We start from the raw sequence: 24,458 nt of genomic DNA, 5'->3' as shown, positions 1-24,458 counted from the left end.
TTTTAGTAATAAACAACTAAAAAGTATACTTTTGTAATATTATACAATAAATTAAGAGGTAATTAGATTAATGACAGAAGGTAAAAGCATAAACTTACTGAAAGCTGCGAAAGAACTGAATATTGGTATCGGCACAGCCGTAGATTTCTTGGCCAAAAAAGGCTATGATATTGAGGCTAAACCTAACACTAAGTTAGACCGAGACATGTATGATGTTCTTTTAAGAGAGTTTCAAGGAGATAAAATTGTGAAGGAAGAAGCCAATCAGATTGTAATTGGAAAAATCCGTCGCGATGAAGCTCCTATAGAAGCTGCTACATCTAAATCAGCACAGGATGCTGAACAAGATGAAATATTAATTAAAAACAACAGCTCTTTCGGTCCTTCTGTCGAAGAAACACAAGCTAATACCAACCAACCTCAGCAAGAGGAATCCACAGCTAAGGAAGATGCGCCGAAGGAACCATCGAAAGACAAAGGTGAGACGGACAATCACGTAGGTGTGAAAGTTGTTGGTAAAATTGACTTATCAAGTATTAATCAACGCAGCCGCCCTGACAAAAAGATTGTTGGAAAAGAGGAGCCTAAGCCAGAAAAGCCACGTGAAGAGGAGAAAGCCCAGCAAGCGCCTTTAGAGCATAAGGAAGAGGATGTTGAAAAACCAGCAACTCCACCTCCGGCTGAAAAGAAGGTAGAAGAACCTGTTTCAGAGCAGCCAAAAGTTGAGGAAAAACCTATAGAAAAAGTGCAACCATCTCCAATAGCACCAGCTGCTGAAAAAAAACCAGAAGAGAAGCTTGAGGCGAAAGCGTCAGTGAAGCCGGTTAAAGAAGAGCAAAAGCCGATTATACGAACGGACGTACCCGATGAAGTTATTCGAGCAAAAGCTGAACACTTAAGCGGCCCTAAGGTAATTGGTAAAATAGAATTACCAACACCGCATCAACGCCGTAAGGATCAACCTGTTGCTTCGTCATCAGGAGCTAATGCTCCATCAGATCACAAGCGTAAACGCAAACGTAACAATAACGCACCTGGAGGGGCTCCGAACCGTAACCAAGCCGGCGATCAGCAAAGAGCTAATCAACCTGGCGGTGGCCATAACCGGCCGGGACAAGGAGGAGGGCCTAGGCCAGATCATAAAGGAGGCTCACACCCTGGTAAAGGTAGAGGTGATTTTAAAGGCCGTGGCCGACATACGGAAACGCCGAAAGAAGAACCTAGTGAAAAAGAAATCCAAGATCAGATTAAGGCAACATTGGCCCGTTTGAGTGGAGCGGGTAAGTCTGGTAAATTTGCACAGCGGGCTAAACTACGTCGTCAGAAAAGAGATGATGTAGCGCTTTCTGCGGAAGAAGCTGCTTTGGAACGCGAAATGCAGTCAAAGGTTTTACGTGTAACGGAGTTTGTTACTGCCAATGACTTAGCCAATATGATGGATGTTTCTGTAACACAGATTATATCTACTTGTATGAGTTTGGGTATGTTTGTATCCATTAACCAGCGCTTAGATGCAGAGACATTAACTATCGTTGCAGATGAATTCGGTTATGAAGTTGAATTTATCAAACCTGAAGATGAAGAGACGCACTCTTTAGAAGAACCGGACACTCTCGAAAATCTTATCTCACGTGCTCCTATCGTAACCGTTATGGGCCATGTTGACCATGGTAAAACATCTCTTTTGGACTATGTGCGTAAAACCAATGTTATTGGGGGTGAAGCCGGTGGGATAACGCAACATATTGGAGCATATGCAGTAAAATTAGATGATGGTAGAAAAATTACGTTTTTAGATACACCTGGTCACGAAGCATTTACAGCCATGCGTGCCCGTGGTGCAAAAGTAACAGATATTGCTATTATAGTAATAGCAGCCGATGATAGCGTAATGCCCCAAACAAAAGAAGCGATCAATCATGCGCAGGCAGCGGGCGTTCCTATTGTTTTTGCGTTTACAAAGATTGATAAGCCAGGTGCCAATGCCGACAAAATCAGGGAGCAATTGTCTACGATGAATATTTTGGTTGAGGATTGGGGTGGCAAATATCAGGCACAGGAGATTTCTGGTAAAACAGGATTGAATGTGGATGCTTTGTTAGAAAAAGTTCTTTTAGAAGCCGAATTATTGGAGTTGAAGGCAGATCCGAAAAAGCGCGCAGTGGGTTCCGTAGTAGAAGCTGCTCTTGATAAAGGACGAGGCATCGTTACGACTGTACTTATACAAGGGGGTACGCTGAGGGTTGGAGATGCGATTCTCGCGGGTTCTCATAGTGGTAAAGTAAAGGCACTAACTAATGAGCGTGGCCAGAAAGTAACAGAAGCAGGACCTTCAGCCCCTATACAAATTCTGGGAATGAACGGTGCTCCTACCGCTGGAGATAAGCTTTATGTATTGGAAAGTGAATCTGAGGCTCGGCAAATTGCTAATAAACGCTTGCAGCTACAACGCGAACAAGGCTTACGTACACAGAAACATATTACCCTGGATGAAATTGGCCGTCGTTTAGCGATTGGAAACTTCAAAGAGCTCAATGTCATTGTCAAAGGGGATGTCGATGGTTCTATCGAAGCGTTATCAGATTCATTACTAAAATTATCTACCGAAGAGATCCAGGTAAATATCATTCATAAATCGGTTGGTCAAATCTCCGAATCGGATGTATTATTAGCCTCCGCATCGGACGCGATTATCATCGGTTTCCAAGTACGCCCTTCTCAAAATGCCCGTAAGCTGGCAGAGCAGGAGCAGATTGATATTCGCTTATACTCAATCATCTACGATGCTATTGAAGAGTTAAAAGCTGCAATGGAAGGTATGTTGGCGCCTAAATTTGAAGAAAAGATTGTTTCAAATGTTGAAATACGTGAAGTTTTCAAAATTAGTAAGGTGGGTACTATAGCTGGATGTATGGTGTTGGATGGTAAGATTAATCGTAATCACGATATCCGCTTAATCAGAGATGGTGTAGTTGTTTACACCGGCAAACTGACCTCTTTGAAACGCTTCAAAGATGATGTTAAAGAGGTTTCACAAGGTTATGAATGTGGATTAAGTATTCAGAACTTCAACGATATTAAAGTTGGAGATATCGTAGAAGCTTATGAGCAAGTGGAAATAAAACGTAAACTCTAAAATGCATTAAGGAGTTATTGCAAAATAAACACAGGGCTTTAGTGATAAAAAATCATTAAGGCCTTTTTTTGCTTTTGTAATACCCCGTTATCCTCCAAGAGGATTTTCTTTCTCCACCACGCCTATGCCTCTTCAAATTGCTGCATATCAACCAAACGTTTATATAGACCGCTTTTTGCGATTAGTTCATTATGGTTTCCTTGTTCAACAACCCTACCATTGTCCAAGACTACAATGGTGTCGGCTGATTGTATAGTGCTCAATCTATGAGCAATAACCAAGGTAGTACGGCTATGCATCAATTTATTAAGCGCATCTTGTACTAATTTCTCTGACTCTGTATCTAACGCCGAAGTAGCTTCATCCAATAATAGAATAGGAGGGTTTCTTAAAACGGCACGTGCAATGCATATACGCTGTCTTTGACCTCCCGACAATTTTATTCCTCTATCTCCTATATTCGTTTGATAACCATTATCCGTTTCCAGAATAAAATTGTGTGCGTTGGCTATTTTTGCCGCAGCTTCTACCTGCTCTTGCGTAGCACCGTTTGCTCCAAAAGCTATATTATTAAATATAGTATCATTGAATAATATAGATTCCTGGTTTACAGTCCCCATTAAACTCCTCAACGAGCCCGAAGTAATGTCTCGTATATCAACATCATCAAATAATATACTTCCAGATTGCACTTCTAGAAAACGGGGAACCAAATCCATTAAGGTAGACTTACCTCCTCCAGAAGGTCCAACAAGGGCTACCGTTTTTCCCTTTGGTATTTCTATATTAATATTTGACAAAATCTGTCGATCTGGATAAGAGAAGCAAACATCATTGAATCTAATGCTCTTATTGAAGGCTTTGATTTCCATGGCATCTGGAGCATCTTCGATAGCTGGCTTTTCATCGATCAGTTCGAGCACCCGTTCCCCCGCCGCTATACCCGAGTGAATATTACTAAATGAGTCAGTAATAGCCTTTGCAGGCCGCATCACTTGTGAAAACATGGCAATATAGGCCACAAAAGTGGCTGAATCAAAGCTAGCATCATCTGTTAAAACCAGTCTTCCGCCATAAAGCACGATAATTGCCACCATTAACACGCCCAATAGTTCAGAAACCGGAGAACTCAATTGCTGGCGACGAGCCATTCTTTTTCCCAACTTTGAATAATAAACATTTTCATTGTGGAACTGGTCCTTCACGTAACTTGTAGCATTAAATGCTTTGATAATTTTAATGCCAGACAACGCCTCATCCAGGTAGCTGATCATTTTTCCATACACTTGCTGTGCTTCGGTTGCCTGCGCTTTAAGCCGTCTCACAATTAGCGATATGATAAAAGCCGACACCGGTATAACCAAAATAGCGAAGATTGTTAACTTAAAACTAATCAGAAATAAGGTAATCAGATAGAAGACGAGCTGAAGGGGTTCTTTAAAAACCACCTGTAGTGTTGCTGTCACCGAAAATTGGACCACCTGCACATCGGAGGCAATTTTGGAAATGATATCGCCTTTGCGCTGGTTATTAAAATAACCGACATGTAAGTTCATCACATTATTAAAAACAGTTCTCCTTAAGTTCAGTAAGGTATGTATGCGAAGATTCTCCATTATTCGCTGTGAGGCATACCTAAATAGATTACTTACGAAAACCGATCCGACGATGATTACCAGCACGCGTTCGAGTGCTCCTATTGGTCCATATTTAATCGATGCCTGTTGCGCATAATAGTTGAAATAACCTAAAACGTCTAACCAGTTCTCAGGCTTTTCATATGTGTCCCCACCTCCTGTTTCAAAAAGTGTGGTTAATAACGGGGCTAAAAGAGCAATATTTAATGTACTAAATATAACCGTAACCAGAATACAAAGAACATATGGGATAGCGTATTTCTCGATCGGTTTGGCAAAAGATAATAATCTTAAGTAGGTTTTCATCTGTTTATTTTCTGTTCTCCATCGTCAGATAGAGCTTTTGATGATAAAAATAATCGTGTATTTGTATGTTTAACTATTATTTTAATCCTATCAGGGTTCATTTATAAAATTTTATACCTAATATACCTTATTAGGAAGGTCTTCTTTATCAATAGCAGACGGCGTAGGATAATCACGGCAGTGCTAAGCATGATATAAGGCGGTGTTTAACTTTATGTCATACACAGACAAATGTGGTTTCATTTTTAATCCAAACGGCAAAGGTAACAAAAAGCTCGAACTATTAAGACCCGGCATCCTTAAAAAAACATCGGCGTCTTGCGAAGATGCGACAGCTAAATCTAGAAACGTTTTTCTTTGCATTTAAGTATACAACTTAAAACTAAACATCAAACTACGCAACTAATTTAGTAAATTAGGCGGCTAATTGAAGTGAAATGTCTATTGAAGTAGCTAAAAGATTACAACATACGGAAGAATACTATTTCTCTAAAAAACTAAGAGAGATCGATGAGCTTAATAAAAAGGGACTAAATGTAATAAACCTTGGAATTGGTAGTCCGGATCTACCTCCGCACCCTTCGGTTATCGAAACATTGAATCAATGTGCTTCTTTGCCGAACACACATGCCTATCAAAGTTATAAGGGTGTTCCTGCTTTGAGAAAAGCGATGGCTCAATGGTATGAGAAGTTTTATTCAGTTACTTTAAATCCCGAAACGGAAGTTTTGCCTTTAATGGGTTCCAAAGAAGGCATTATGCACATATGTATGACTTATCTTCAAGAGGGTGATGAAGTACTTATACCCAACCCAGGTTATCCAACCTATACTTCAGCTGTACGGTTAACCGGAGCAAAGGGCGTATCCTATACATTAAAAGCTGAAAATGGGTGGTTACCCGATTTAGCAGCACTGGCCAAGCAGAATCTGAGCAGGGTCAAAATGATGTGGATCAATTACCCACATATGCCTACTGGTGCAAAAGCCGACATTGGCTTTTTTGAACGCCTGATTGCTTTTGGCAAACAGCACAATATCTTAATTTGTCACGATAACCCGTACAGTTTTATCTTAACTGAACGTCCAACTAGCTTATTAGCGATTGAAGGTGCAAAGGAAGTGGCGTTGGAGTTAAACTCTCTAAGTAAATCAAGTAATATGGCTGGCTGGCGCATTGGAATGCTTTTAGGAGCACAGGATCGTATAAATGAAATATTACGCTTCAAAAGTAATATGGATTCTGGGATGTTTCTTCCACTGCAAATGGCAGCCGTTAAAGCTTTAACGCTTAATAAGGACTGGTACGATGAGTTAAACATGATTTATCGCAATAGGCGGACGAAAGTGCATAAATTATTAGATCTGCTCGGCTGTCAATACGACAAAGCACAGGTAGGTATGTTTGTTTGGGCTAAAATACCTAAAAAGTATACCAACGGATACGAGTTGAGCGACCGGGTACTTCAACAATCGGCTGTGTTCATCACACCTGGAGGTATATTTGGTAATGCGGGAGATCACTACGTTCGAATCAGCTTGTGCACAAAGGAGTCGGTGTTGGAAGAGGCTATTGATAGAATTACATCGAAAATAACATAGATTTGTCCCAAAAAAAACGCTATTTTAAATGAATATTGCTATAGTAGGTGTGGGCCTAATAGGAGGATCTATTGCGATCACGCTAAAAGAAAAAAAGTATGTAGAGACAATTATAGGCGTAGATAAAGACGAAGACAACTTAAAAAAAGCGCTCACTATCGGTTTTATAGACAAGGCGCTCTCGTTAGACGAAGCCATAAACACTGCTGATGTATTTATTTTGTCGGTACCTGTTGATGTCATTTACAATTTACTACCTATTATCTTAGACAAGATCAATGATCAACAGGTGGTAATAGACATGGGCTCCACCAAGGAGCAGTTATTAGCCAGTGTAGATGGCCATGTTCGTCGAGGCCGATTAGTAGCTTGCCACCCTATGGCGGGTACGGAGCATTCCGGACCGGAAGCAGCAGTCCAAGGTCTTTTCGATGGAAAAACCATGATTTATTGTGATGTAACCAATAGTGATGAAGACGCCTTTGACACTGCAGAAGCGATCGTGGAACAACTAGACATGCATACTGTCTTTATGAACGCCAGGGAACATGACATCCATACAGCTTACGTATCACATATTTCGCATATCACCTCTTTTGCTTTAGCACTGACCGTGTTAGAAAAGGAAAAATCGCAGGGGCGAATCTTTGAACTCGCCAGTTCAGGGTTTGAATCTACCGTACGTTTGGCTAAAAGTTCAGCGGATATGTGGGTCCCTATTTTCCGGCAAAACCAACGAAATGTATTGGATGTACTGGAAGAACATATTCACCAACTCCAAAATATGCAAACCTTACTCATGAAGGAAGACTATCAAGCGTTTTATAAACTCATAAAAAAATCAAATAAAATAAAAAGAATACTTAAGTAAGTAACACCTGCTCTCATGAAAATGAGCATTACAAGTTAATTATTCGGCCTTTGTTCTCTATTCAAATAATTGGTTTCAAAACAGGCATATAAGGCCGCCGTTTCGGTACGTAACCGTGTATTCCCCAAACTTATGGCAACAAAATCCTTGTCAACAGCTTGTTTTACTTCTTCTGATGTAAAATCACCCTCTGGACCAATTAGCATACAGTACCTACCATGAGGTTTAATTTGCTCATTTAATGTTTTTTTCTGTTGATTTAGGCAATGTGCGATAAATTTCTGATTCTGGTTTGTGTTACTGTCGTATCGTGCAATAAATTCATTAAATCGCATGGGCTTATTTAACTTAGGCAGATATGCAGTTTTCGATTGTTTTATCGCTGCGATGATCACCTTATACAGACGTTCCAATTTAACTTCTTTACGTTCAGAACGTTCACATATCAATGGTGTAATTTCATCAATACCAATTTCTGTAGCCTTCTCCAAAAACCATTCAAAACGGTCTATATTTTTAGTTGGTGCAACCGCGATATGTAAATAATGATTTCTCTCGCCAAAAGCGGGTAACACATCAACTACTTTAACGCGTGTCTTTTTCGGATGAGGGATTTCTATAATGACTTCGTAAAGATTTCCTCTACCGTCTATTAAGGAAGCACTGTCGCCTTTATTCATACGCAATACGCGCACACAGTGCTTACTTTCGTCCTCATGAAGAACGTACTCTTCTTGCTTAGGGCTGATATCAGGGGTGTAAAATAAATGCACCGATAGTCTTCTTAAGAGTCCAAGTCGTCGTTTTCCTCCACGCGAGGGAGTAACTCCAACTTTACGTATTCTATGTTTTGTTGTGTCTTTTTCAGAATAGTAAAAGTATACCCGTGAAATTCCTTACGCTCTCCTACGTCAGGAATTTTATCGAAAACAGTAATAACCAATCCTGATATTGTATCATAATCAGAACTTTCGGGTAGTTCAAAAGGAAGAAATTCATTAACGTCGTGTACACTTGCGGCGGCTTCCACAATATACTCGGTATCCGAGGCCTTTTCTACAATAGGTTTTTCCTCATCATATTCATCCTGAATTTCACCGACGAGTTCTTCTACAATATCTTCCAACGTTACCATGCCCGCAGTACCACCGAACTCATCCAGCACGATCGCAATCTGGATACGTTTCAGCTGAAACTCACTCATGAGGTCATTGATTTTCTTATTCTCCGCTATGAAGTATGGTTTTCTAATGATCGTTTTTAATACAAAATCCTTATTATTTACCATGAGCGGTAAGATATCTTTCGCATGTATAATGCCTACTATTTTATCAATAGTTTCGTCATAGACGGGTATCCTTGAATACCCCTCACTGATGATGGTCTGTAATAGTTCTTCTTTAGGACTAGTTAGTTCGATACCAACGATTTTTGTTCGTGGCACCATAATATTCTTTACCAACCTCTCATTGAAATCGAACACATTTTTAATTAGTTCATGTTCTACCATATTCAAGGCACCACTTTCTTTACCTTGATCGAGTAAATATTGTAGTTCTTCTGTAGAATGATGTGCTTCATGTACGTTGGAGCCGAAACCCAATATTTTTAGAATGAAGTTGGCAAAACCATTTAATATCCAGATAAATGGTCTGAAGATAATATAGAAAAATCTTAAAGGCACCGAAAGGGCCATCGTGGTACCCACTGGTCGCTGTATAGCTATGGACTTAGGGGCTAGTTCCCCGAAAACAATATGTAATACGGTAATGATAGAGAACGCCAGTACATGTCCCATATTCTTTGCTATAGAGCCTGTTAACTCTACGTTAAATAGTGCGAACACTTTATGGACGACGGCAGTCATCACAGACTCACCCACCCAACCTAAACCTAGGGACGCCAAGGTAATACCAAGTTGGGTCGCTGCTAAATACCCATCGAGATGTTGTGTAATATGTTTAGCAATTTTTGCAACGCTATTGCCTGATTTCGCCTTTACTTCAATTTGTGAGATACGAACCTTTACTATAGCGAACTCCGCTGCTACAAAAAAACCATTCAGCAGAACCAGAAATAACGTAACAAAAATTTGGAACCCCATGTACCTCTATTTGTTGATAAATGTTTTCTGATAGAGTTCTAAACTCTCCTGAATGCAGGTATATGCAAATGACTTGCCCATCCATTTTTCAATGGTTACATTTTTACCCTCCAGTGCTTTATAATCTTGGAAAAATCTGACAATTTCTTTCATCGTATGCGGGGGTAGCTCGGCCAAATCATTAATATAATTAACAGACATATCGTTTTTGGCTACTGCAATAATTTTATCATCTTGCTCGCCGCCATCAACCATATGCATAACTCCAATTACTTTAGCCTCAATAATTGACATTGGCACTACATCCACCGAGCATAATACCAATATATCTAAGGGATCTTTATCATCGCAATAAGTTTGCGGAATAAATCCATAATTAGCCGGGTACATGACAGAGGAGAATAATACGCGATCTAACCTGAGCAGACCACTATCTTTATCTATTTCGTACTTAGCTTTTGAGCCTTTTGGAATTTCAATAATAGCATTTACGGAAGTGGGGACGTCATCGCCCGGAGAAACATTGTGCCACGGATGTGCGTTATTCATATAATTCTAAAGTTAAAAAAACTACTCTTCTTTATCTTCTCTTTTGTGCTGCGTTTTAAGCTTTCGTTTTATTATAGCAATAATTATAGGTAAGGTAGCGAGTACTACAAAACCTATAACTATATATTCGATATAGTCAACGATTTGTGGAAACTGTCTTCCCAGATAATATCCTGCTAAAGTAAGTATGAGGACCCACAAAAAGCTGCCTATAATGTTATATAAAACAAATTTTTTAAAGTCTAAGCGAACAACACCTGCAAATATTGGAGCAAAGGTACGTATTATTGGCATAAATCTACCTAAAATCAAAGCGGTACCCCCATATTTATTATAGAACTCTTCGGCCATCACGATATATTTTCGTTTAAACAGCCATGTATCTTTGCGTTTAAACAGGATTGGGCCCGTTCGTTTTCCAAACCAATAACCTACAAAATTACCCAATATGCCGGCAACTATCATTCCAGTACATAATGTAAAGATGGAGACATCCAAAAGTCCGGACGCTGTGAATAACCCGGCTAAAAAAAGCAGATAGTCGCCGGGCAGGAAAAAACCAAAAAAAAGCCCTGTTTCTGCAAAAACAACAAATAATATCAGATAAAAGCCTCCAGACCTAATCATGGCCTCGGCATCAAAGTATTGGAAAATGGACAACCAAAAGTCTTGCATATATAGCCACAAAGCTACTAATTAAAAATTCAAACTGGCGAAAAATATTATTCGGCAATATTGAAACTATGGAAATGGTATTTAAATCAAACCACTTAGCCAATTTGGGTAAATACCGATTAAGATGGTTAATATAAATCCGATCAATAATACAGCCTTATAATTTGAGTTTAAGGCGATTCTCTCCCCCGCTGTTCCTTTAAAATACATATTGATAATTACATGAAAATAGTAGAATATACCTATTGCAGCGTTTATAGCCGCTAGTATTACCAAAGTTATGTGCAAACCGTTCACGGCCTCAGAGAACATCATAAACTTACCTATGAAACCTGCTGTTAAAGGTATTCCGGCCAAAGACAGCATAGACAAGGTCAATGCTAGTGAAATGAAAGGATTTGACTTGGCTAAACCATTAAACGATTCAAAGTGCTCACTCCCTCGGCTTCTTTTCACCAACACCAAAATAGCAAATGCTGTAACAGAGGCAATCGAGTATGCTGCTGCATACACCAACATCGCTCCACTAGCATGTTCTCCCAAGCTCAACACGGCAAAAAGCATGTAGCCAGCATGAGATATACTAGAATAAGCCAGCATACGCTTAAAACTTTGTTGTACCAGCGCACTAATATTTCCTACAAATAAAGTTATCACGATAACTCCTAAAAGAATCGGGGCCCAAAAAATCTGTAGTTGATCAAAACATAGAAGAAATATTCTCAAGAATCCAGCAAACGCAGCTGTCTTAACAACAGTGCTCATAAACGTGGTAATCAAAATGGGAGCACCTTCATAAACGTCGGGAGTCCAGAAATGGAAGGGAGCAGCACCAACTTTAAACGCCAAGCCTACAATCAACAATAAAATCCCCGTATAAAATAATGGTGATATTTGACCATCTTGATGCGCTATTACATACGCCCTTATAGCTGCTAAGTCAAATGTAGCTGTTGCCCCATAAAGTAACGTAATCCCAAACAAAAGAAACCCTGTAGAAAAGGCGCCCATAAGAAAATACTTTAACGCAGCCTCATTAGACGCGGCATCTTTCTTCCGTATACCAGCTAATATGTATAAGGCTACCGACATAATCTCGATACCTATAAATAACATGGACAGATTATGATAAGATACCACTAATAGAGCTCCGGTCAGTGAAAAAATAATTAGCGCGTAATATTCAGCAATATGGGAGCTAACGGCATCAAAATAACCACGGGATAGCAGCATTACCAAAATAGTTACTACAATCATTAATACAGAAAAAGCTAACGAGAAATGATCAAACAATACCATCCCACTAAATAGCGGTTGAGCAGTTGTTCCCCATAACTTCAACGTCAAAGTTCCGGCGGTTAACAACCCCAATAGGGATACCGGCAGCAATGCTTTCTGCATTTTAAATATCCCCAAGTATAAAACTAAAATTGCTAATAAAGACAATGTAATGATTGCGCCCATTTGTTTCTTATTATTTTCTTGTACAGATATGCCTCAATAATCTGTGCAGGTTGTATTTTTCGTTAATTTCTATTGTTATCTTTTTAGTATTTAAGCTTTACCTGCTCAATCAAGTTAGTTACAGCAGCTTCCGATAGGTGGAGTAAGGGTTTAGGATATACTCCTATAATAATTATAAGCCCTACTACTACACAAAGCACCAGAGCGTCTGTTTCACTGATATCTTTAAAACCAGCCGCACGCTCAACAGTAGCACCCAACATCGTTCCCTGATACATTCTCAACATGTATACCGCTCCCAAAATGATTGTCAGACCGGCAAATAACGCAGCCCAAAAACTATATTGATAAACTCCCATTAATAATAAAAACTCGCCTACAAAACCATTGGTTAATGGAAGTCCAATGGCTCCCATTACAATAATCAAAAAAATTGCAGCCAGTATCGGTGCCGGCTTAGCAAGTCCACCAAGCTCTTTTATATCACGGGTATCCAATTGTCGTTCTATAATTTCAATAACAAAAAACAGCCCGACCACACTGATACCATGATTTATCATCTGTATCATAGCTCCTTGCAAACCCTGAACGTTCCATACAAATACGCCTGCAGCTATCAACCCTACGTGAGCAATAGACGAATAAGCAATCAGACGCTTCAGATCTCTTTGTCTAAAAGCTATGATAGACGCATAAACAATACCTATAATAGCCAATAATATCGCTAGATACGCATACTGATTTACCCCTAATGGAGCTATCGGAATCAACCAACGGATTAACCCATATACGCCCATTTTCAACATAATACCGGAGAGCAGCATCGTGCCGGCAGAAGGAGCTTCAGTGTAAGTATCCGGTTGCCATGTATGAAATGGAACAAGTGGAATTTTAATAGCAAAAGCGATAAAGAATGCCCAAAAGATCCAACGTTGCGTGTGCTCATCAAGCGCCAATTCATAAAAAGAGCTCAATTCATAATTTGCGGTAGGCACTTGTGTGTATAGATAAATGATCGCTATCAACATGAGTAGGCTCCCGGAGAATGTATAGATGAAAAATTTCAACGTTGTTCGTATTCTTTTTTGTCCTCCCCAAAGACCGCATATAAAGTAGATAGGAATTAACGCTATCTCCCATCCAACATAAAAAAGGAAGCCATCCAGAGCCGTAAAAACTAGTATTAATCCAGCCTGCATGAAGAGTATCAATGCATAGAAATTTCCTTTTTGCTGTTGTTTAAATGTTGTTAATATAATGCATGGAATCAAACCATTGGTAAGCAATACCAACGGCAGGCTAATACCATCTATTCCTACATGAAAATGAATACCAAGTGATGAAATCCAAGGAGTATTCTGCTCGAATTGCATACTTGCATCTGGCACAAAGGTCACCAGAAACGGAACAGTTGCCGCCAGGGAAGTGAGTGAGATAATGAGGGCAAGTATCTTTGCTGTTTTTGATTGGTTGACGAACGTTAACAGCAAAGCTCCAATAATTGGCACTAAAAGAAGTAGAACTATATTATCCATGAAATATCTTTTACCCTATCTAATTAAATTATAAATAAACCATAAGTAAGTAAAGCAATAATACCGATAACCATAAAAAGTATGTAGTATCCTATATTACCCTGCTGTAAAAGGCGCAACATACTACCAGCGTTGCTCACTGTCTTGCCTACAGCATTTACCAATCCATCTATTCCTTTGTTATCGACCACGCTAAAGAAAAAGGTTGACAATGCATTTAAAGGCCTCACCACCAGAAAATCATACAACTCATCTACATAAAATTTATGATATGAAAGTCTTGCGAGACCATTTCGTGGCTCTTCATCCGAGGCTGGTATTGCCGATTTTGAGACATACTGTATATACGCATAAATGGCCAAAACGATTACACTAACAATGGAAACTGCCATTAATATATATTCTGTTTGATGCGATAGGTGAAAGCTATCTGTTTTTGCAGTGGAAGCTGCGAAAACCGGTGCCAAGAAATTTGCCAAAGAAGTATTTCCACCTAAAGCCTCAGGTACATTTAAAAAGCCTCCTATTGCTGACAGGGCGGCCAATACAATCAAAGGTAAGGTCATCGATAAAGGAGACTCATGCAGATGTGCTTGCTGTTGGGCACTCCCTCGGAACTTCCCGAAAAAAGTTAAAAACAACATCCTAAACATATAGAAGGAAGTGAACAGCGCTCCAATAAATCCCAGTATCCAAAGTAGCTTATTATGGGCAAAGGCATGTGCGAGGATTTCATCTTTCGAGAAAAATCCTGCAAATGGTGGAATTCCAGCTATAGCTATCGTACCTATGGCCATAGTAGTAAAAGTGATCGGAAGTTTAGTCCGCAACCCGCCCATTACCCGCATATCCTGTTCATCATTCATAGCGTGAATGACGGAACCGGCTCCGAGGAAGAGTAATGCTTTAAAAAACGCGTGGGTAATTACATGGAAGAAAGCACCGGTAAATGCTCCAACCCCAAGCCCTAAAAACATATAGCCTAATTGCGAAACCGTAGAATAGGCCAGCACTTTCTTGATATCATTCTGTGTAACAGCTATAAACGCGGCGAGCAAGGCTGTCGCTAAACCAATAACAGCGATGATTTCCATTGTAACCGGTGAAAGCGCAAACATGATATTCGATCTCGCAATCATATAAATACCAGCGGTCACCATTGTAGCCGCATGAATGAGTGCAGAGACGGGTGTAGGCCCCGCCATGGCGTCTGGCAGCCAAGTAAATAATGGGATCTGTGCAGATTTGCCTGTTGCAGCAATAAATAGCAGCAATGTAATAAAAAAGAGTGTGGTGTCGCCAGAAGCCATCGCTTCAGCGCGTGGAAAAATCTGAGAAAACTCTAAACTTCCAAACGTCGTAAATAGAAGAAATACAGCTAAAAGGAATCCTAAGTCACCTATTCTATTCATTACAAAAGCTTTCTTCGCTGCACTCGCATATGCGGATTTCTGGTACCAAAAACCAATCAGCAGATAGGAACATAGACCAACACCCTCCCATCCTATAAACATCACAACGTAATTAGATCCGAGTACTAATAGCAGCATGAAGAAGATAAACAAGTTGAGGTAGGCAAAAAATTTGGCAAATCCCTCATCATGCTTCATATACCCTATAGCATACACATGTATTAAAAAGCCTATGCCCGTAACAATCAACAACATAGTTGCACTGAGTGGATCAACCAGAAATGACAGGGAAATATGCAGGCTCCCTGCGCTAATCCAGTCAAAAATGGTTTGGGTAAAAGAAGCTTCCTCTCCTGCCTGTCTGGCGGCTTTTACTATGCCGAACACCTTACAGCTTAATAAAAAAGACACGGCCACCATACCACACCCAATGATAGAGACAACTGTACGTGATAAGATATGCCTACCCAGTCCGTTGATTATGAAACCCAATAAAGGTAAAAGTACTATCCAAATTAAACCTGTCATACAAATATTCAAATATTAGCCTCTCAGCTTATTAATGTCATATACTATTAAGACCTGACACCTATGTTTTCTTTCCGTTAATTACCACTTTAATTTATTCAGTGTATTAATATCAATGGATCTGGTATTTCTATAAACCATGACGATAATAGCCAGCCCAACAGCCACTTCAGCGGCAGCCAATGCCATGATAAAGAAAACAAAAACCTGCCCGGAAGCGTCACCATGATAGACAGAGAAAGCCGCCAACAACAGATTCACTGCGTTTAACATTAATTCCACTGACATCATAATAATAATGACGTTTCTTCTTATAAGTACACCAATGACTCCTATAGAAAAAATAATACTACTGAATAAGATATAGTGATTTATTGGAACTGCCTGTATGTTCTGTACGATCGTTTCCATTATGATTTGTTAGGTTCTTTTTTTGCTAGTAATACTGCTCCAATCATTGCTGTCAATAATAAAATGGACGATAATTCAAATGGAAGCAAAAATTCATTAAATAAAACTTTACCCAGGTTTTCTACCAAACCGATATCCGGATTCTTTAGAACAAGGGGGTTCGAAATTTCAATAACGCGCATGGAGCCTGCTACGGTAACTAACAGACACATCCCCGCAATTACCCCTATCACTTTGACCAAAACGGATTTCATAGGTTCGCTCTCTTTATTCAAGTTCAGGAGCATCAAAACAAATAGGAATAGGACCATAATAGCCCCCATGTAGACAATAAAATTCACCACTGCTAGAAACTGCGCGTTCAGCAGGATATAATGAACTGTAAAAGTAAAAAAGGTGATGACCAAATAAAGCACACTATGCACCGGATTCTTGGTTAAGATAACCATCACCGCAAAAAATATAGATAAAAATGCCAGAAAATAAAATAAGCTCACAATTGATCGTTCTAAAATACGTTAATTATTCGATAATACCTGATGTGTTATTCTGAAGTCACACTTTCTTGTTTAAAGTCAAACTTTTCTTCTACCAACTTATCTTTGCCATATATAAAATCTTTGCGTAAATAATCTGCCGGTACATGTGGGCCATCCAAATAGATAGCCTCCTTAGGGCATGCTTCTTCGCATAATCCACAAAAGATACAGCGTAACATATTGATTTCGTAGACTGCCGCATATTTTTCTTCTCTATACAAATGTTCTTCTCCTTTCTGTCGTTCTGCAGAGATCATGCTGATCGCCTCGGCGGGACACGACAGTGCACAAAGTCCGCAGGCAGTACATCTTTCTCTTCCCTCCTCATCGCGTTTAAGGGAATGCATCCCCCTATAATTCTTTGAATAAGGCCGTTCTACTTCCGGATAAGATACGGTTGCCTTCTTTCTGAAAAAATGCTTTATGGTAATACGCAATCCTTTCAAAATCGCAGGAATATATATTTTTTCTAAAAAGGTCATGGGTTTCTGTTCCAAGACTTTTTTTCTATTACTTAAAGACTCCATTTTTTTATGTTTTATGGCCTGAGTAAAAATAAACTCAATACCGTACAAATCTTTTTATTGAAAATATGTATCTCTAATTAAAGTGATGATTCCAGTGAGCACGATATTAGCCACTGCTAAAGGTATCAAAATCTTCCATCCTAAATTCATTAACTGATCATACCTAAACCGTGGTAAGGTCCAACGAATCCACATGAAGAAAAAGATAAAAGCAAAAATTTTCAAAAAGAATACCAATACTCCAATGATAGTGATCCAATTCTGCGAAAGCCCCAACTCATACATAAAAGGAAAGTTATATCCTCCAAAATAAAGGGCGGACATCAAAGCAGAAGACACAAACATGTTGATATATTCAGAAAACATGTATAAGCCTAGCTTCATCGATGAATATTCAGTGTGATAGCCTCCGACCAACTCTGTTTCACACTCAGGCAAATCGAAAGGCACACGATTACACTCGGCGAAGGCACAGGTTATGAAAATAATAAAACCTAGGGGTTGTACCCATATGTTCCAGTTAACGAAGCCGCTTTGCTGAGCTACTATGTCTTTGAGTGAAAGGCTCTGTGTAACCATAAGTAAAGCAATGATAGATAAACCTAAAGCTATTTCATAGCTGATACTCTGGGATGCTGCCCTAACCGCTCCCATCAACGAAAACTTATTGTTGGAAGCCCATCCACCCAGCATGATACCATATACGCCCAAGGCTATTACGCCAAATATGTACAGTATGCCAACATTAACATCGGCAACCTGAAGTTCGATAGTACGTTCACCAAAAGTGAGTGGTTGCCCCCATGGAATAACGGCGCTACTGATACAAGCCGTAATAATAGCTATTGTAGGCCCGGCTATAAACAAGCTTTTATGTGCACCTGCAGGAATAATTTCTTCTTTAAAGAAAAATTTTCCACCGTCCGCCAGTGGTTGCAATATGCCGTAAGGCCCTGCTCGATCTGGCCCCATCCTATCCTGCATAAAACCCGCCACTTTCCTTTCCGCCAGGGTAGAGTACATCGCTATAACTAATGTCAACACAAACACAACCGTTATAAGTATGAATTTTTCTATAATGAATACTGTTTCCATCGTTTATTTTTTCGTCTCCGGTTGATCCATGAGCTAGCTATCGCTATACTACAGTCTTACCGATCTTTCCAATTGATTTTTATTTGCTTCTTTTAGTTTTGGATTATCCTTAATTACCGGTAGAGGTTTAAGTTCACTGTAATGATTGGATGCTATAACCGAGGTATTCGCGACCTTCCGAGGTCCTTCAATTACCCAGTCCGCCGTGTTCTTTTTCTCAAATCGACAAGAGTTACAGATAAAATCTTCTACTTCTCCGTAAGCATCTTTACGCGCTGTAACACGTAAAACTTCCTCACCTTTATACCATAACGTTACCTTTCCTGAACAAGTCGGGCAGTCCCGATGGGCTTCAACAGGCTTTGTAAACCAAACCCTGTTCTTGAAACGAAAAGTTTTGTCCGTCAATGCTCCTACCGGGCAAACATCAATCACATTACCTGAATAGTCATTATCAACAGCCTTCTCTATATAAGTTGATATTTCCGCAGCGTCACCTCTTCCCAATATGCCGTGTACCCGTTGGTTGGTTAGCTGATCAGCTACAAAAACGCAACGATAACAAAGTATGCACCTTGTCATATGTAACTGGATTTTGTCTCCTATATCGATCTTTTCAAATGTACGTCGCTCAAATTCATATCTCGTGGCAGCAGCTCCATGTTCAAAGCCTAAGTCCTGCAAATGGCACTCTCCAGCTTGATCACAAATAGGACAGTCTAGTGGATGATTGATTAATAGCATCTCCACTACTCCCTTTCTTGCTTCCAACACCTCATTTGATGTAATATTCTGAACTTCCATTCCATCCATCACCGTTGTGCGACAAGATGCTACCAGTTTAGGCATTGGTCTTGGATCCTTTTCAGAGCCCTTACTCACTTTTACTAAACAGGTCCTACATTTCCCACCACTTCCTTCCAACTTAGAATAATAGCACATTGCCGGAGGGACAATCTCCCCGCCTATTTGCCGCGCTGCATTCAATATGGTAGTTCCTGGTACCACTTCTACTGAAATACCATCTATACTTACCTTAATTTTATCATTACTATCAGCCATTATATTCAGTACTTAGACAGCTATTGGCCATAGACCATTGGCTATCGGTTTATACACGCTTTGACTTAATTTATTCCCTATCACTTATTTAATACCTCGCTCTTTATTTTTTATGAGGGTAATTATCCTAACCCGCCAATGTTAAAGGATCTGCATAATGTGCCAATCCATAATTGCGGATCTGTGCCTCATCGCTATTGGTTACATGCCATTCAAATTCATCTCTGAAATGTCTAATAGCACTAGCAACAGGCCATGCAGCAGCATCTCCCAACGGGCAGATGGTGTTACCTTCAATTTTCTTTGATACATCGACTAATAAGTCAATATCGCTCATTTTGCCGTGCCCATATTCCAAACGGTGCAACACTTTTTCCATCCATCCAGTACCTTCTCTACAAGGCGAACACTGTCCGCAACTCTCATGATGATAAAACCGTGTAAAATTCCAGGTATTTCGCACGATACATTGATCTTCATCAAATGCGATAAATCCTCCGGAACCTAACATAGTTCCTGAGATGAAGCCCCCATCAGCTAGGGATTCATAAGTCATCAACCTATTTTCGCCTTTTGCGGTTTTTAATATGAGATTTGCAGGGAGTATAGGTACAGAAGAACCTCCTGCTACAACCGCTTTTAAACGTTTTCCATTAGTGATGCCCCCACAATACTCATCAGAATAAATAAATTCTTCAACAGGCAATCCTAATTCAATTTCAAAAACCCCCGGGTTATTGATATTACCAGAAGCGGAAATCAATTTCGTTCCGGTGCTTCTATCGATACCTATTTTAGCATACTCATCGCCACCCATATTAAGGATGGGTACCGTTGCGGCAATAGATTCTACATTATTCACTACCGTGGGGCAATTATAAAGACCGGCAACCGCTGGAAAAGGTGGTTTTATACGAGGGTTGCCTCGCTTTCCTTCCAAAGACTCCAGCAATGCCGTTTCTTCTCCACAGATATAAGCGCCTCCTCCTGGCTGCACATATAGCTCCAGATCATATCCGGAACCCAATATATTTTTGCCGAGAAAACCAGCGGCTTTCGCTTCCTCAATTGCTCGTTCCAAAATTTTTATTTGGGGCATCATTTCACCTCTAACGTAGATATATGAAGTCTTTGCTCCCAAAGCATAACTAGATACAATCATTCCCTCGATCAAGGCATGAGGTATATAAGTCATGAGAAACCTATCTTTGAATGTACCTGGCTCAGATTCGTCTGCATTACAAACCAAATAACGAGGCACGCCTTCTGGTTTTGCTAAAAAGCTCCATTTCATTCCGGTAGGAAACCCTGCTCCGCCACGCCCTCTCAATCCAGACTTCTTGACCTCTTCGACTACATCATCTGGGCTTAGCTTTTTCAGCGCCTTCTCAACAGCACGATATCCTCCTTTCTGACGATACACTTCCAGCGTATTTATGTATGGTACATCAATATGTTCTAACAAAAGTTTCCGAGCCATTCTCTTAAAATTAGCATTAAATCTCACATTAGCACTAGGCTAATTTTCTTTATTCTTTAAAGTTTCGATCAACCTATCGACACTTTCTTCCGTCAAATTTTCATAGTAGGTATAGTCTGGACCTATTTGAAGTACAGGCCCCATCCCACATGCTGCTACACACTCTATCCCTCGCCAACTGAACAAACCGTCGGGTGTCACCTCGTTTTCCTTCACGCCTAACCGTTTTTCTATATGTGCCATAATCTTTTCTGCACCTACCAAACAACAAGGCCCGGTTCTACAGACTTCCAGAACATACTTCCCTTGGGGTTGTAAAAAAAACATCGTATAAAAAGTAGCTACCTCATAGACTTCAATGGGTTCTATTTTCAGATAAACCGCCACCTTATCCATTGCCCCTACACTTAACCATCCATACTGTGCCTGCACCAAATGTAATATAGGCAGCAGCGCTGATTTCTGACGCCCTTCAGGATATCGCTGCACAATAGCATCGAATTCTTTTATTAAACTATCCTGAAACTCTACCGGTTCATTTTTCTTTACACTAAGCATCAAGTTCTCCTGCAATAACGTTTAAACTACTCATATTAATAATGGCATCCGAAAGCAGCATCCCACTGCTCATTGGAGCATACATTTGATAATTAATAAATGACGGCCTTCTAAAATGTAGCCTATAGGGAGATCTTCCTCCATCACTGATCAAATAAAAACCCAATTCACCATTACCCCCTTCAACCGCGTGGTATACCTCCGTCTTTGGAGTGTCTATTTCTCCCATCACTATTTTAAAGTGATAGATAAGTGCTTCCATATTATTGTAGACTTGATCTTTTGGGGGAAGATAAAACTCGGGAACATCCGCGTGAAAAATCCCTTGGGGTTCTTTCTCAAGCTTTTCCAAGGCTTGCTCAATAATTCGAATACTCTGCCACATTTCCTCATTACGAACCATAAAGCGATCATAAACGTCTCCGTTTTCACCAACGGGAATTTCAAAATCAAAGTCTTCATATGAAGAGTATGGTTCATTAGCTCGCACGTCATAGTCTACACCCGTCGCACGTAGAATAGGACCGCTCCAACTATAACTCAATGCCGTTTCCGCATCCACGGCGGCAACCCCCGAGGTACGGTCGATGAATATTCTGTTTCTGTTAAAAAGCTCTTCAAACTCCTTCAAAACAGGCGGGTAACGTTTTACAAATTGCCTGATCTTTTGGAAAGCGGTTTCGTTGAAGTCACGCTCGAAACCACCTATTCTTCCTATATTGGTTGTCAATCGCGCACCACATATTTCTTCAAATATTTCGTAGATAAACTCCCTTTCCTGCATCACATACAGGAAACCAGAGAAAGCTCCTGTATCCACTCCCAAAATTCCATTACAGATAATATGATCGGCTATGCGAGCTAACTCCATAATGATCACACGCATGTACTGCACACGCTTCGGGATTTCTACGTCCAATAGTTTCTCTACTGTCATATGCCATCCCATATTATTAATAGGTGAGGAGCAATAATTCATCCGATCTGTAAGTGGTGTAATCTGATAGAATGGACGGTGCTCTGCTATTTTTTCGAAAGCTCTATGGATATACCCGATAGTAGAAATACCACTTACGATCCGCTCGCCATCTACCTGAAGTACATTCTGAAATACACCATGTGTTGCAGGGTGGGTAGGGCCCAAGTTAAGTGTTACCAGGTCATCCTGAGGGTCATTATCGTCAAAAACCAAACGATTAGCAGTCATTTTCGGTTTGATCTCACTCATAAATATCTTTTTATCTTCCAAAGAAAAACTCTTTTTTATCTACCTTATTGGGATCCTCTAGGGGATATTCTTTCCGCATAGGAAAAACCTCCATATCGTCTACGTTCAAGATTCTACGCAGGTCAGGATGCCCAACAAATATAACCCCGAAGAAGTCATAGGTTTCCCTCTCCATCCAGTTTGCACCATTCCACACTGTAGTGGCGGTTGGTATCTCCGGCTTATCGCCATTTAAGAACACCTTTATCCGTATTCGTACATTATGTATAAGGCTATGCACATGATAAACCACGGCGATACTCAATTCTTGCGATGGATAATGCACAGCCGTAATGTCTGTGAGGTAAATAAATTGCAGCTCTTTATCTGTTTTCAGATACTTTAAAACCTCTATGATATATTCTTTTGAAGTTTCGACTGATAAAAGCCCGAAAGGTTCATCCGTTTTTTGAACGTGCTCAGCAAAACGCTGTTCTAAACGCTCGAGAAGTACCTGATTATCTAATTTCGCCATCTTTATGTATCTCGTAACTTTCTAATAATTTCCTGTACTCTTCAGACTCTCTTCTCCTTACCGATTCTGTTTTTACAATATCCTGCAACCGCATAACACCATCCAATATAGCTTCCGGCCTGGGTGGACATCCAGGCACGTAAACGTCTACAGGAATTATTTCATCTATACCCTGCAATACCGAATAAGTATCAAAGATGCCACCACTGGAAGCGCATGCACCAACAGCTATTACCCAGCGCGGCTCGGCCATCTGTATGTATACTTGTTTCAGAACAGGACCCATCTTTTTTGCGATAGTTCCCATCACTAACAACATATCGGATTGTCTAGGAGAAAAACTCGGACGCTCGGCTCCAAAGCGAGCTAAATCATAGGTAGATCCCATAGTAGCCATAAATTCTATTCCGCAGCATGATGTTGCAAAAGGCAAGGGCCATAAAGAATTTGCACGGGCAAGCCCAACCGCTTTATCGAGAGTAGTGGCAAAGAAACCTGACCCTGTAACTCCTGGAGGAGCCGGGGCTAATTTTATATCGCTCATAATTCAAGGTGTTATATGTCAAATGGTCATGACATAATCATCATAAAAAAACGCCCCTGCTTCTAAAAGCAGACTTGCTCAAATTTAACAATTTAACAAGCAGCAAACACAATTATTAAGTATTTAGAATGGTTCTAATAAGGGGTTTTAAGGGTTTAATCCCACTCTAACGCACGTTTTTTTATCACATAAATAAATCCTAGCAGAAGCAGGCCCATAAATATGAACATTTCTATCAAACCGTCTATACCGAACTCTCTGAAATTTACCGCCCAAGGATACATAAAGATGACTTCGATATCAAAAATAACAAAAAGGATAGCCACCATGAAGTATTTGATAGAGAAAGGTTGCCTGGCATTACCGATTACTTCAACGCCGGATTCAAATGAAGTAAGTTTGTTTTCCGTCCGGAGTCTAGGGCCAATTAAATGGGTTCCGATAATCGTCACAATTCCGAATCCAGCAGCAACAATCATCTGAAAAAGGATCGGTAAATAATCTATGGGAGTATTGGTTGTTGTAGCTTCCATAATCTATACTTAGTTAGTTTCTGATTAAATGCAAACATAGTCCTTCCACTCCAAAATAGCAAAAGTTTCGCTTTAATTTTATAGAAGGATGTTAGTCATTTATTCTATATTTAATAAAGATCAATACCTGAGCTAATAAAAAAGCATCG

Annotated in this window: 22 protein-coding genes; 3 read left to right on the top strand and 19 right to left on the bottom strand. The window is 40.0% G+C overall.

Annotation, left to right across the window (positions count from 1 at the left end):
• The first annotated feature begins 70 nt into the window (after nucleotides 1-70).
• Nucleotides 71-3,136 carry a translation initiation factor IF-2 gene (gene infB / locus H8S90_RS07435; protein ID WP_187341934.1) on the top strand — a complete coding sequence of 1,022 codons (3,066 nt, stop codon included), beginning with the start codon at nucleotides 71-73 and terminating at the stop codon, nucleotides 3,134-3,136.
• Between the two features lie 122 nt (nucleotides 3,137-3,258).
• On the opposite strand, the gene H8S90_RS07430 is transcribed toward infB, so the two are convergent.
• Nucleotides 3,259-5,079 carry an ABC transporter ATP-binding protein gene (locus H8S90_RS07430; RefSeq protein WP_187341933.1) on the bottom strand — a complete coding sequence of 607 codons (1,821 nt, stop codon included), beginning with the start codon at nucleotides 5,077-5,079 and terminating at the stop codon, nucleotides 3,259-3,261.
• A gap of 437 nt (nucleotides 5,080-5,516) precedes the next feature.
• On the opposite strand from H8S90_RS07430, the gene H8S90_RS07425 reads away from it, so the two are divergent.
• Both H8S90_RS07425 and H8S90_RS07420 read left to right on the top strand, forming a co-directional pair.
• Nucleotides 5,517-6,680 (top strand): pyridoxal phosphate-dependent aminotransferase, encoded by a 1,164-nt coding sequence (locus H8S90_RS07425; RefSeq protein ID WP_187341932.1) that lies wholly within the window; start codon nucleotides 5,517-5,519, stop codon nucleotides 6,678-6,680.
• Between the two features lie 28 nt (nucleotides 6,681-6,708).
• The gene (locus H8S90_RS07420) at nucleotides 6,709-7,551 is read left to right on the top strand and encodes a prephenate dehydrogenase (protein WP_187341931.1); all 843 of its coding nucleotides are present in this window, start codon (nucleotides 6,709-6,711) and stop codon (nucleotides 7,549-7,551) included.
• 35 nt (nucleotides 7,552-7,586) lie between these two features.
• On the opposite strand, the gene H8S90_RS07415 is transcribed toward H8S90_RS07420, so the two are convergent.
• The 18 genes from H8S90_RS07415 to H8S90_RS07330 form a co-directional block, all read right to left on the bottom strand.
• On the bottom strand, nucleotides 7,587-8,324 hold the full coding sequence (locus H8S90_RS07415) for a 16S rRNA (uracil(1498)-N(3))-methyltransferase (RefSeq protein ID WP_187341930.1): 738 nt from the start codon (nucleotides 8,322-8,324) through the stop codon (nucleotides 7,587-7,589).
• An 11-nt stretch (nucleotides 8,325-8,335) separates the two neighbouring features.
• Complete coding sequence (locus H8S90_RS07410) at nucleotides 8,336-9,655, bottom strand: hemolysin family protein (RefSeq protein ID WP_187341929.1); 1,320 nt, start codon at nucleotides 9,653-9,655, stop codon at nucleotides 8,336-8,338.
• A gap of 6 nt (nucleotides 9,656-9,661) precedes the next feature.
• Nucleotides 9,662-10,204, bottom strand: coding sequence for an inorganic diphosphatase (locus tag H8S90_RS07405; RefSeq protein WP_187341928.1), 543 nt, complete (start codon nucleotides 10,202-10,204; stop codon nucleotides 9,662-9,664).
• 21 nt (nucleotides 10,205-10,225) lie between these two features.
• Nucleotides 10,226-10,879, bottom strand: coding sequence for a DedA family protein (locus H8S90_RS07400; protein WP_187341927.1), 654 nt, complete (start codon nucleotides 10,877-10,879; stop codon nucleotides 10,226-10,228).
• A gap of 81 nt (nucleotides 10,880-10,960) precedes the next feature.
• Nucleotides 10,961-12,343, bottom strand: coding sequence for an NADH-quinone oxidoreductase subunit N (locus H8S90_RS07395; RefSeq protein WP_187341926.1), 1,383 nt, complete (start codon nucleotides 12,341-12,343; stop codon nucleotides 10,961-10,963).
• 83 nt (nucleotides 12,344-12,426) lie between these two features.
• Nucleotides 12,427-13,878 (bottom strand): NuoM family protein, encoded by a 1,452-nt coding sequence (locus tag H8S90_RS07390; RefSeq protein ID WP_187341925.1) that lies wholly within the window; start codon nucleotides 13,876-13,878, stop codon nucleotides 12,427-12,429.
• 23 nt (nucleotides 13,879-13,901) lie between these two features.
• Nucleotides 13,902-15,818 carry an NADH-quinone oxidoreductase subunit L gene (nuoL, locus tag H8S90_RS07385; protein WP_187341924.1) on the bottom strand — a complete coding sequence of 639 codons (1,917 nt, stop codon included), beginning with the start codon at nucleotides 15,816-15,818 and terminating at the stop codon, nucleotides 13,902-13,904.
• A gap of 81 nt (nucleotides 15,819-15,899) precedes the next feature.
• Entirely contained in the window at nucleotides 15,900-16,229 is a 330-nt protein-coding gene (gene nuoK / locus H8S90_RS07380) for an NADH-quinone oxidoreductase subunit NuoK (RefSeq protein WP_187341923.1), read from the bottom strand.
• Nucleotides 16,229-16,726 (bottom strand): NADH-quinone oxidoreductase subunit J, encoded by a 498-nt coding sequence (locus tag H8S90_RS07375; RefSeq protein WP_187341922.1) that lies wholly within the window; start codon nucleotides 16,724-16,726, stop codon nucleotides 16,229-16,231. The genes nuoK and H8S90_RS07375 overlap by 1 nt, the downstream gene beginning before the upstream one ends.
• A gap of 47 nt (nucleotides 16,727-16,773) precedes the next feature.
• On the bottom strand, nucleotides 16,774-17,295 hold the full coding sequence (locus tag H8S90_RS07370; protein WP_187341921.1) for an NADH-quinone oxidoreductase subunit I: 522 nt from the start codon (nucleotides 17,293-17,295) through the stop codon (nucleotides 16,774-16,776).
• Between the two features lie 54 nt (nucleotides 17,296-17,349).
• Nucleotides 17,350-18,390: an NADH-quinone oxidoreductase subunit NuoH gene (gene nuoH, locus H8S90_RS07365; RefSeq protein ID WP_187341920.1), complete on the bottom strand. Its 1,041-nt coding sequence runs from the start codon at nucleotides 18,388-18,390 to the stop codon at nucleotides 17,350-17,352.
• A gap of 48 nt (nucleotides 18,391-18,438) precedes the next feature.
• Nucleotides 18,439-19,452: a 2Fe-2S iron-sulfur cluster-binding protein gene (locus tag H8S90_RS07360; protein ID WP_187341919.1), complete on the bottom strand. Its 1,014-nt coding sequence runs from the start codon at nucleotides 19,450-19,452 to the stop codon at nucleotides 18,439-18,441.
• 127 nt (nucleotides 19,453-19,579) lie between these two features.
• Complete coding sequence (gene nuoF, locus H8S90_RS07355; protein ID WP_187341918.1) at nucleotides 19,580-20,932, bottom strand: NADH-quinone oxidoreductase subunit NuoF; 1,353 nt, start codon at nucleotides 20,930-20,932, stop codon at nucleotides 19,580-19,582.
• Nucleotides 20,933-20,971: 39 nt separating this feature from the next.
• Nucleotides 20,972-21,490, bottom strand: a complete 519-nt coding sequence (gene nuoE / locus H8S90_RS07350) for an NAD(P)H-dependent oxidoreductase subunit E (RefSeq protein ID WP_187341917.1) — start codon at nucleotides 21,488-21,490, stop codon at nucleotides 20,972-20,974.
• Nucleotides 21,483-22,697, bottom strand: a complete 1,215-nt coding sequence (locus tag H8S90_RS07345; RefSeq protein ID WP_222852326.1) for an NADH-quinone oxidoreductase subunit D — start codon at nucleotides 22,695-22,697, stop codon at nucleotides 21,483-21,485. The genes nuoE and H8S90_RS07345 overlap by 8 nt, the downstream gene beginning before the upstream one ends.
• Before the next feature lie 31 nt (nucleotides 22,698-22,728).
• A complete protein-coding gene (locus H8S90_RS07340) occupies nucleotides 22,729-23,232 on the bottom strand; it encodes an NADH-quinone oxidoreductase subunit C (RefSeq protein ID WP_187341915.1) in 504 nt (167 codons plus the stop codon).
• The gene (locus H8S90_RS07335; protein ID WP_187341914.1) at nucleotides 23,216-23,776 is read right to left on the bottom strand and encodes an NADH-quinone oxidoreductase subunit B; all 561 of its coding nucleotides are present in this window, start codon (nucleotides 23,774-23,776) and stop codon (nucleotides 23,216-23,218) included. Before H8S90_RS07335 ends, H8S90_RS07340 begins: the two co-directional genes overlap by 17 nt.
• 155 nt (nucleotides 23,777-23,931) lie before the next feature.
• Nucleotides 23,932-24,309 carry an NADH-quinone oxidoreductase subunit A gene (locus H8S90_RS07330; RefSeq protein WP_187341913.1) on the bottom strand — a complete coding sequence of 126 codons (378 nt, stop codon included), beginning with the start codon at nucleotides 24,307-24,309 and terminating at the stop codon, nucleotides 23,932-23,934.
• Between the last annotated feature and the right edge of the window lie 149 nt (nucleotides 24,310-24,458).

Source organism: Olivibacter sp. SDN3 (assembly GCF_014334135.1).
GTDB lineage: Bacteria > Bacteroidota > Bacteroidia > Sphingobacteriales > Sphingobacteriaceae > Olivibacter.
The sequence above is the reverse complement of the archived record's forward strand: the minus strand, read 5'-3'. Positions and strand labels throughout refer to the sequence as shown.

What these genes read in the sequence shown, in the direction of transcription:
- infB (WP_187341934.1), top strand. Translation starts at nt 71, where the DNA reads ATGACAGAAGGTAAAAGCATAAACTTACTGAAAGCTGCGAAAGAACTG.
- H8S90_RS07430 (WP_187341933.1), bottom strand. Translation starts at nt 5,079, where the DNA reads ATGAAAACCTACTTAAGATTATTATCTTTTGCCAAACCGATCGAGAAA.
- H8S90_RS07425 (WP_187341932.1), top strand. Translation starts at nt 5,517, where the DNA reads ATGTCTATTGAAGTAGCTAAAAGATTACAACATACGGAAGAATACTAT.
- H8S90_RS07420 (WP_187341931.1), top strand. Translation starts at nt 6,709, where the DNA reads ATGAATATTGCTATAGTAGGTGTGGGCCTAATAGGAGGATCTATTGCG.
- H8S90_RS07410 (WP_187341929.1), bottom strand. Translation starts at nt 9,655, where the DNA reads ATGGGGTTCCAAATTTTTGTTACGTTATTTCTGGTTCTGCTGAATGGT.
- H8S90_RS07405 (WP_187341928.1), bottom strand. Translation starts at nt 10,204, where the DNA reads ATGAATAACGCACATCCGTGGCACAATGTTTCTCCGGGCGATGACGTC.
- H8S90_RS07400 (WP_187341927.1), bottom strand. Translation starts at nt 10,879, where the DNA reads ATGCAAGACTTTTGGTTGTCCATTTTCCAATACTTTGATGCCGAGGCC.
- H8S90_RS07395 (WP_187341926.1), bottom strand. Translation starts at nt 12,343, where the DNA reads ATGGGCGCAATCATTACATTGTCTTTATTAGCAATTTTAGTTTTATAC.
- H8S90_RS07390 (WP_187341925.1), bottom strand. Translation starts at nt 13,878, where the DNA reads ATGGATAATATAGTTCTACTTCTTTTAGTGCCAATTATTGGAGCTTTG.
- nuoL (WP_187341924.1), bottom strand. Translation starts at nt 15,818, where the DNA reads ATGACAGGTTTAATTTGGATAGTACTTTTACCTTTATTGGGTTTCATA.
- nuoK (WP_187341923.1), bottom strand. Translation starts at nt 16,229, where the DNA reads ATGGAAACGATCGTACAGAACATACAGGCAGTTCCAATAAATCACTAT.
- H8S90_RS07370 (WP_187341921.1), bottom strand. Translation starts at nt 17,295, where the DNA reads ATGGAGTCTTTAAGTAATAGAAAAAAAGTCTTGGAACAGAAACCCATG.
- nuoH (WP_187341920.1), bottom strand. Translation starts at nt 18,390, where the DNA reads ATGGAAACAGTATTCATTATAGAAAAATTCATACTTATAACGGTTGTG.
- H8S90_RS07360 (WP_187341919.1), bottom strand. Translation starts at nt 19,452, where the DNA reads ATGGCTGATAGTAATGATAAAATTAAGGTAAGTATAGATGGTATTTCA.
- nuoF (WP_187341918.1), bottom strand. Translation starts at nt 20,932, where the DNA reads ATGGCTCGGAAACTTTTGTTAGAACATATTGATGTACCATACATAAAT.
- nuoE (WP_187341917.1), bottom strand. Translation starts at nt 21,490, where the DNA reads ATGCTTAGTGTAAAGAAAAATGAACCGGTAGAGTTTCAGGATAGTTTA.
- H8S90_RS07345 (WP_222852326.1), bottom strand. Translation starts at nt 22,697, where the DNA reads ATGACTGCTAATCGTTTGGTTTTTGACGATAATGACCCTCAGGATGAC.
- H8S90_RS07340 (WP_187341915.1), bottom strand. Translation starts at nt 23,232, where the DNA reads ATGGCGAAATTAGATAATCAGGTACTTCTCGAGCGTTTAGAACAGCGT.
- H8S90_RS07335 (WP_187341914.1), bottom strand. Translation starts at nt 23,776, where the DNA reads ATGAGCGATATAAAATTAGCCCCGGCTCCTCCAGGAGTTACAGGGTCA.
- H8S90_RS07330 (WP_187341913.1), bottom strand. Translation starts at nt 24,309, where the DNA reads ATGGAAGCTACAACAACCAATACTCCCATAGATTATTTACCGATCCTT.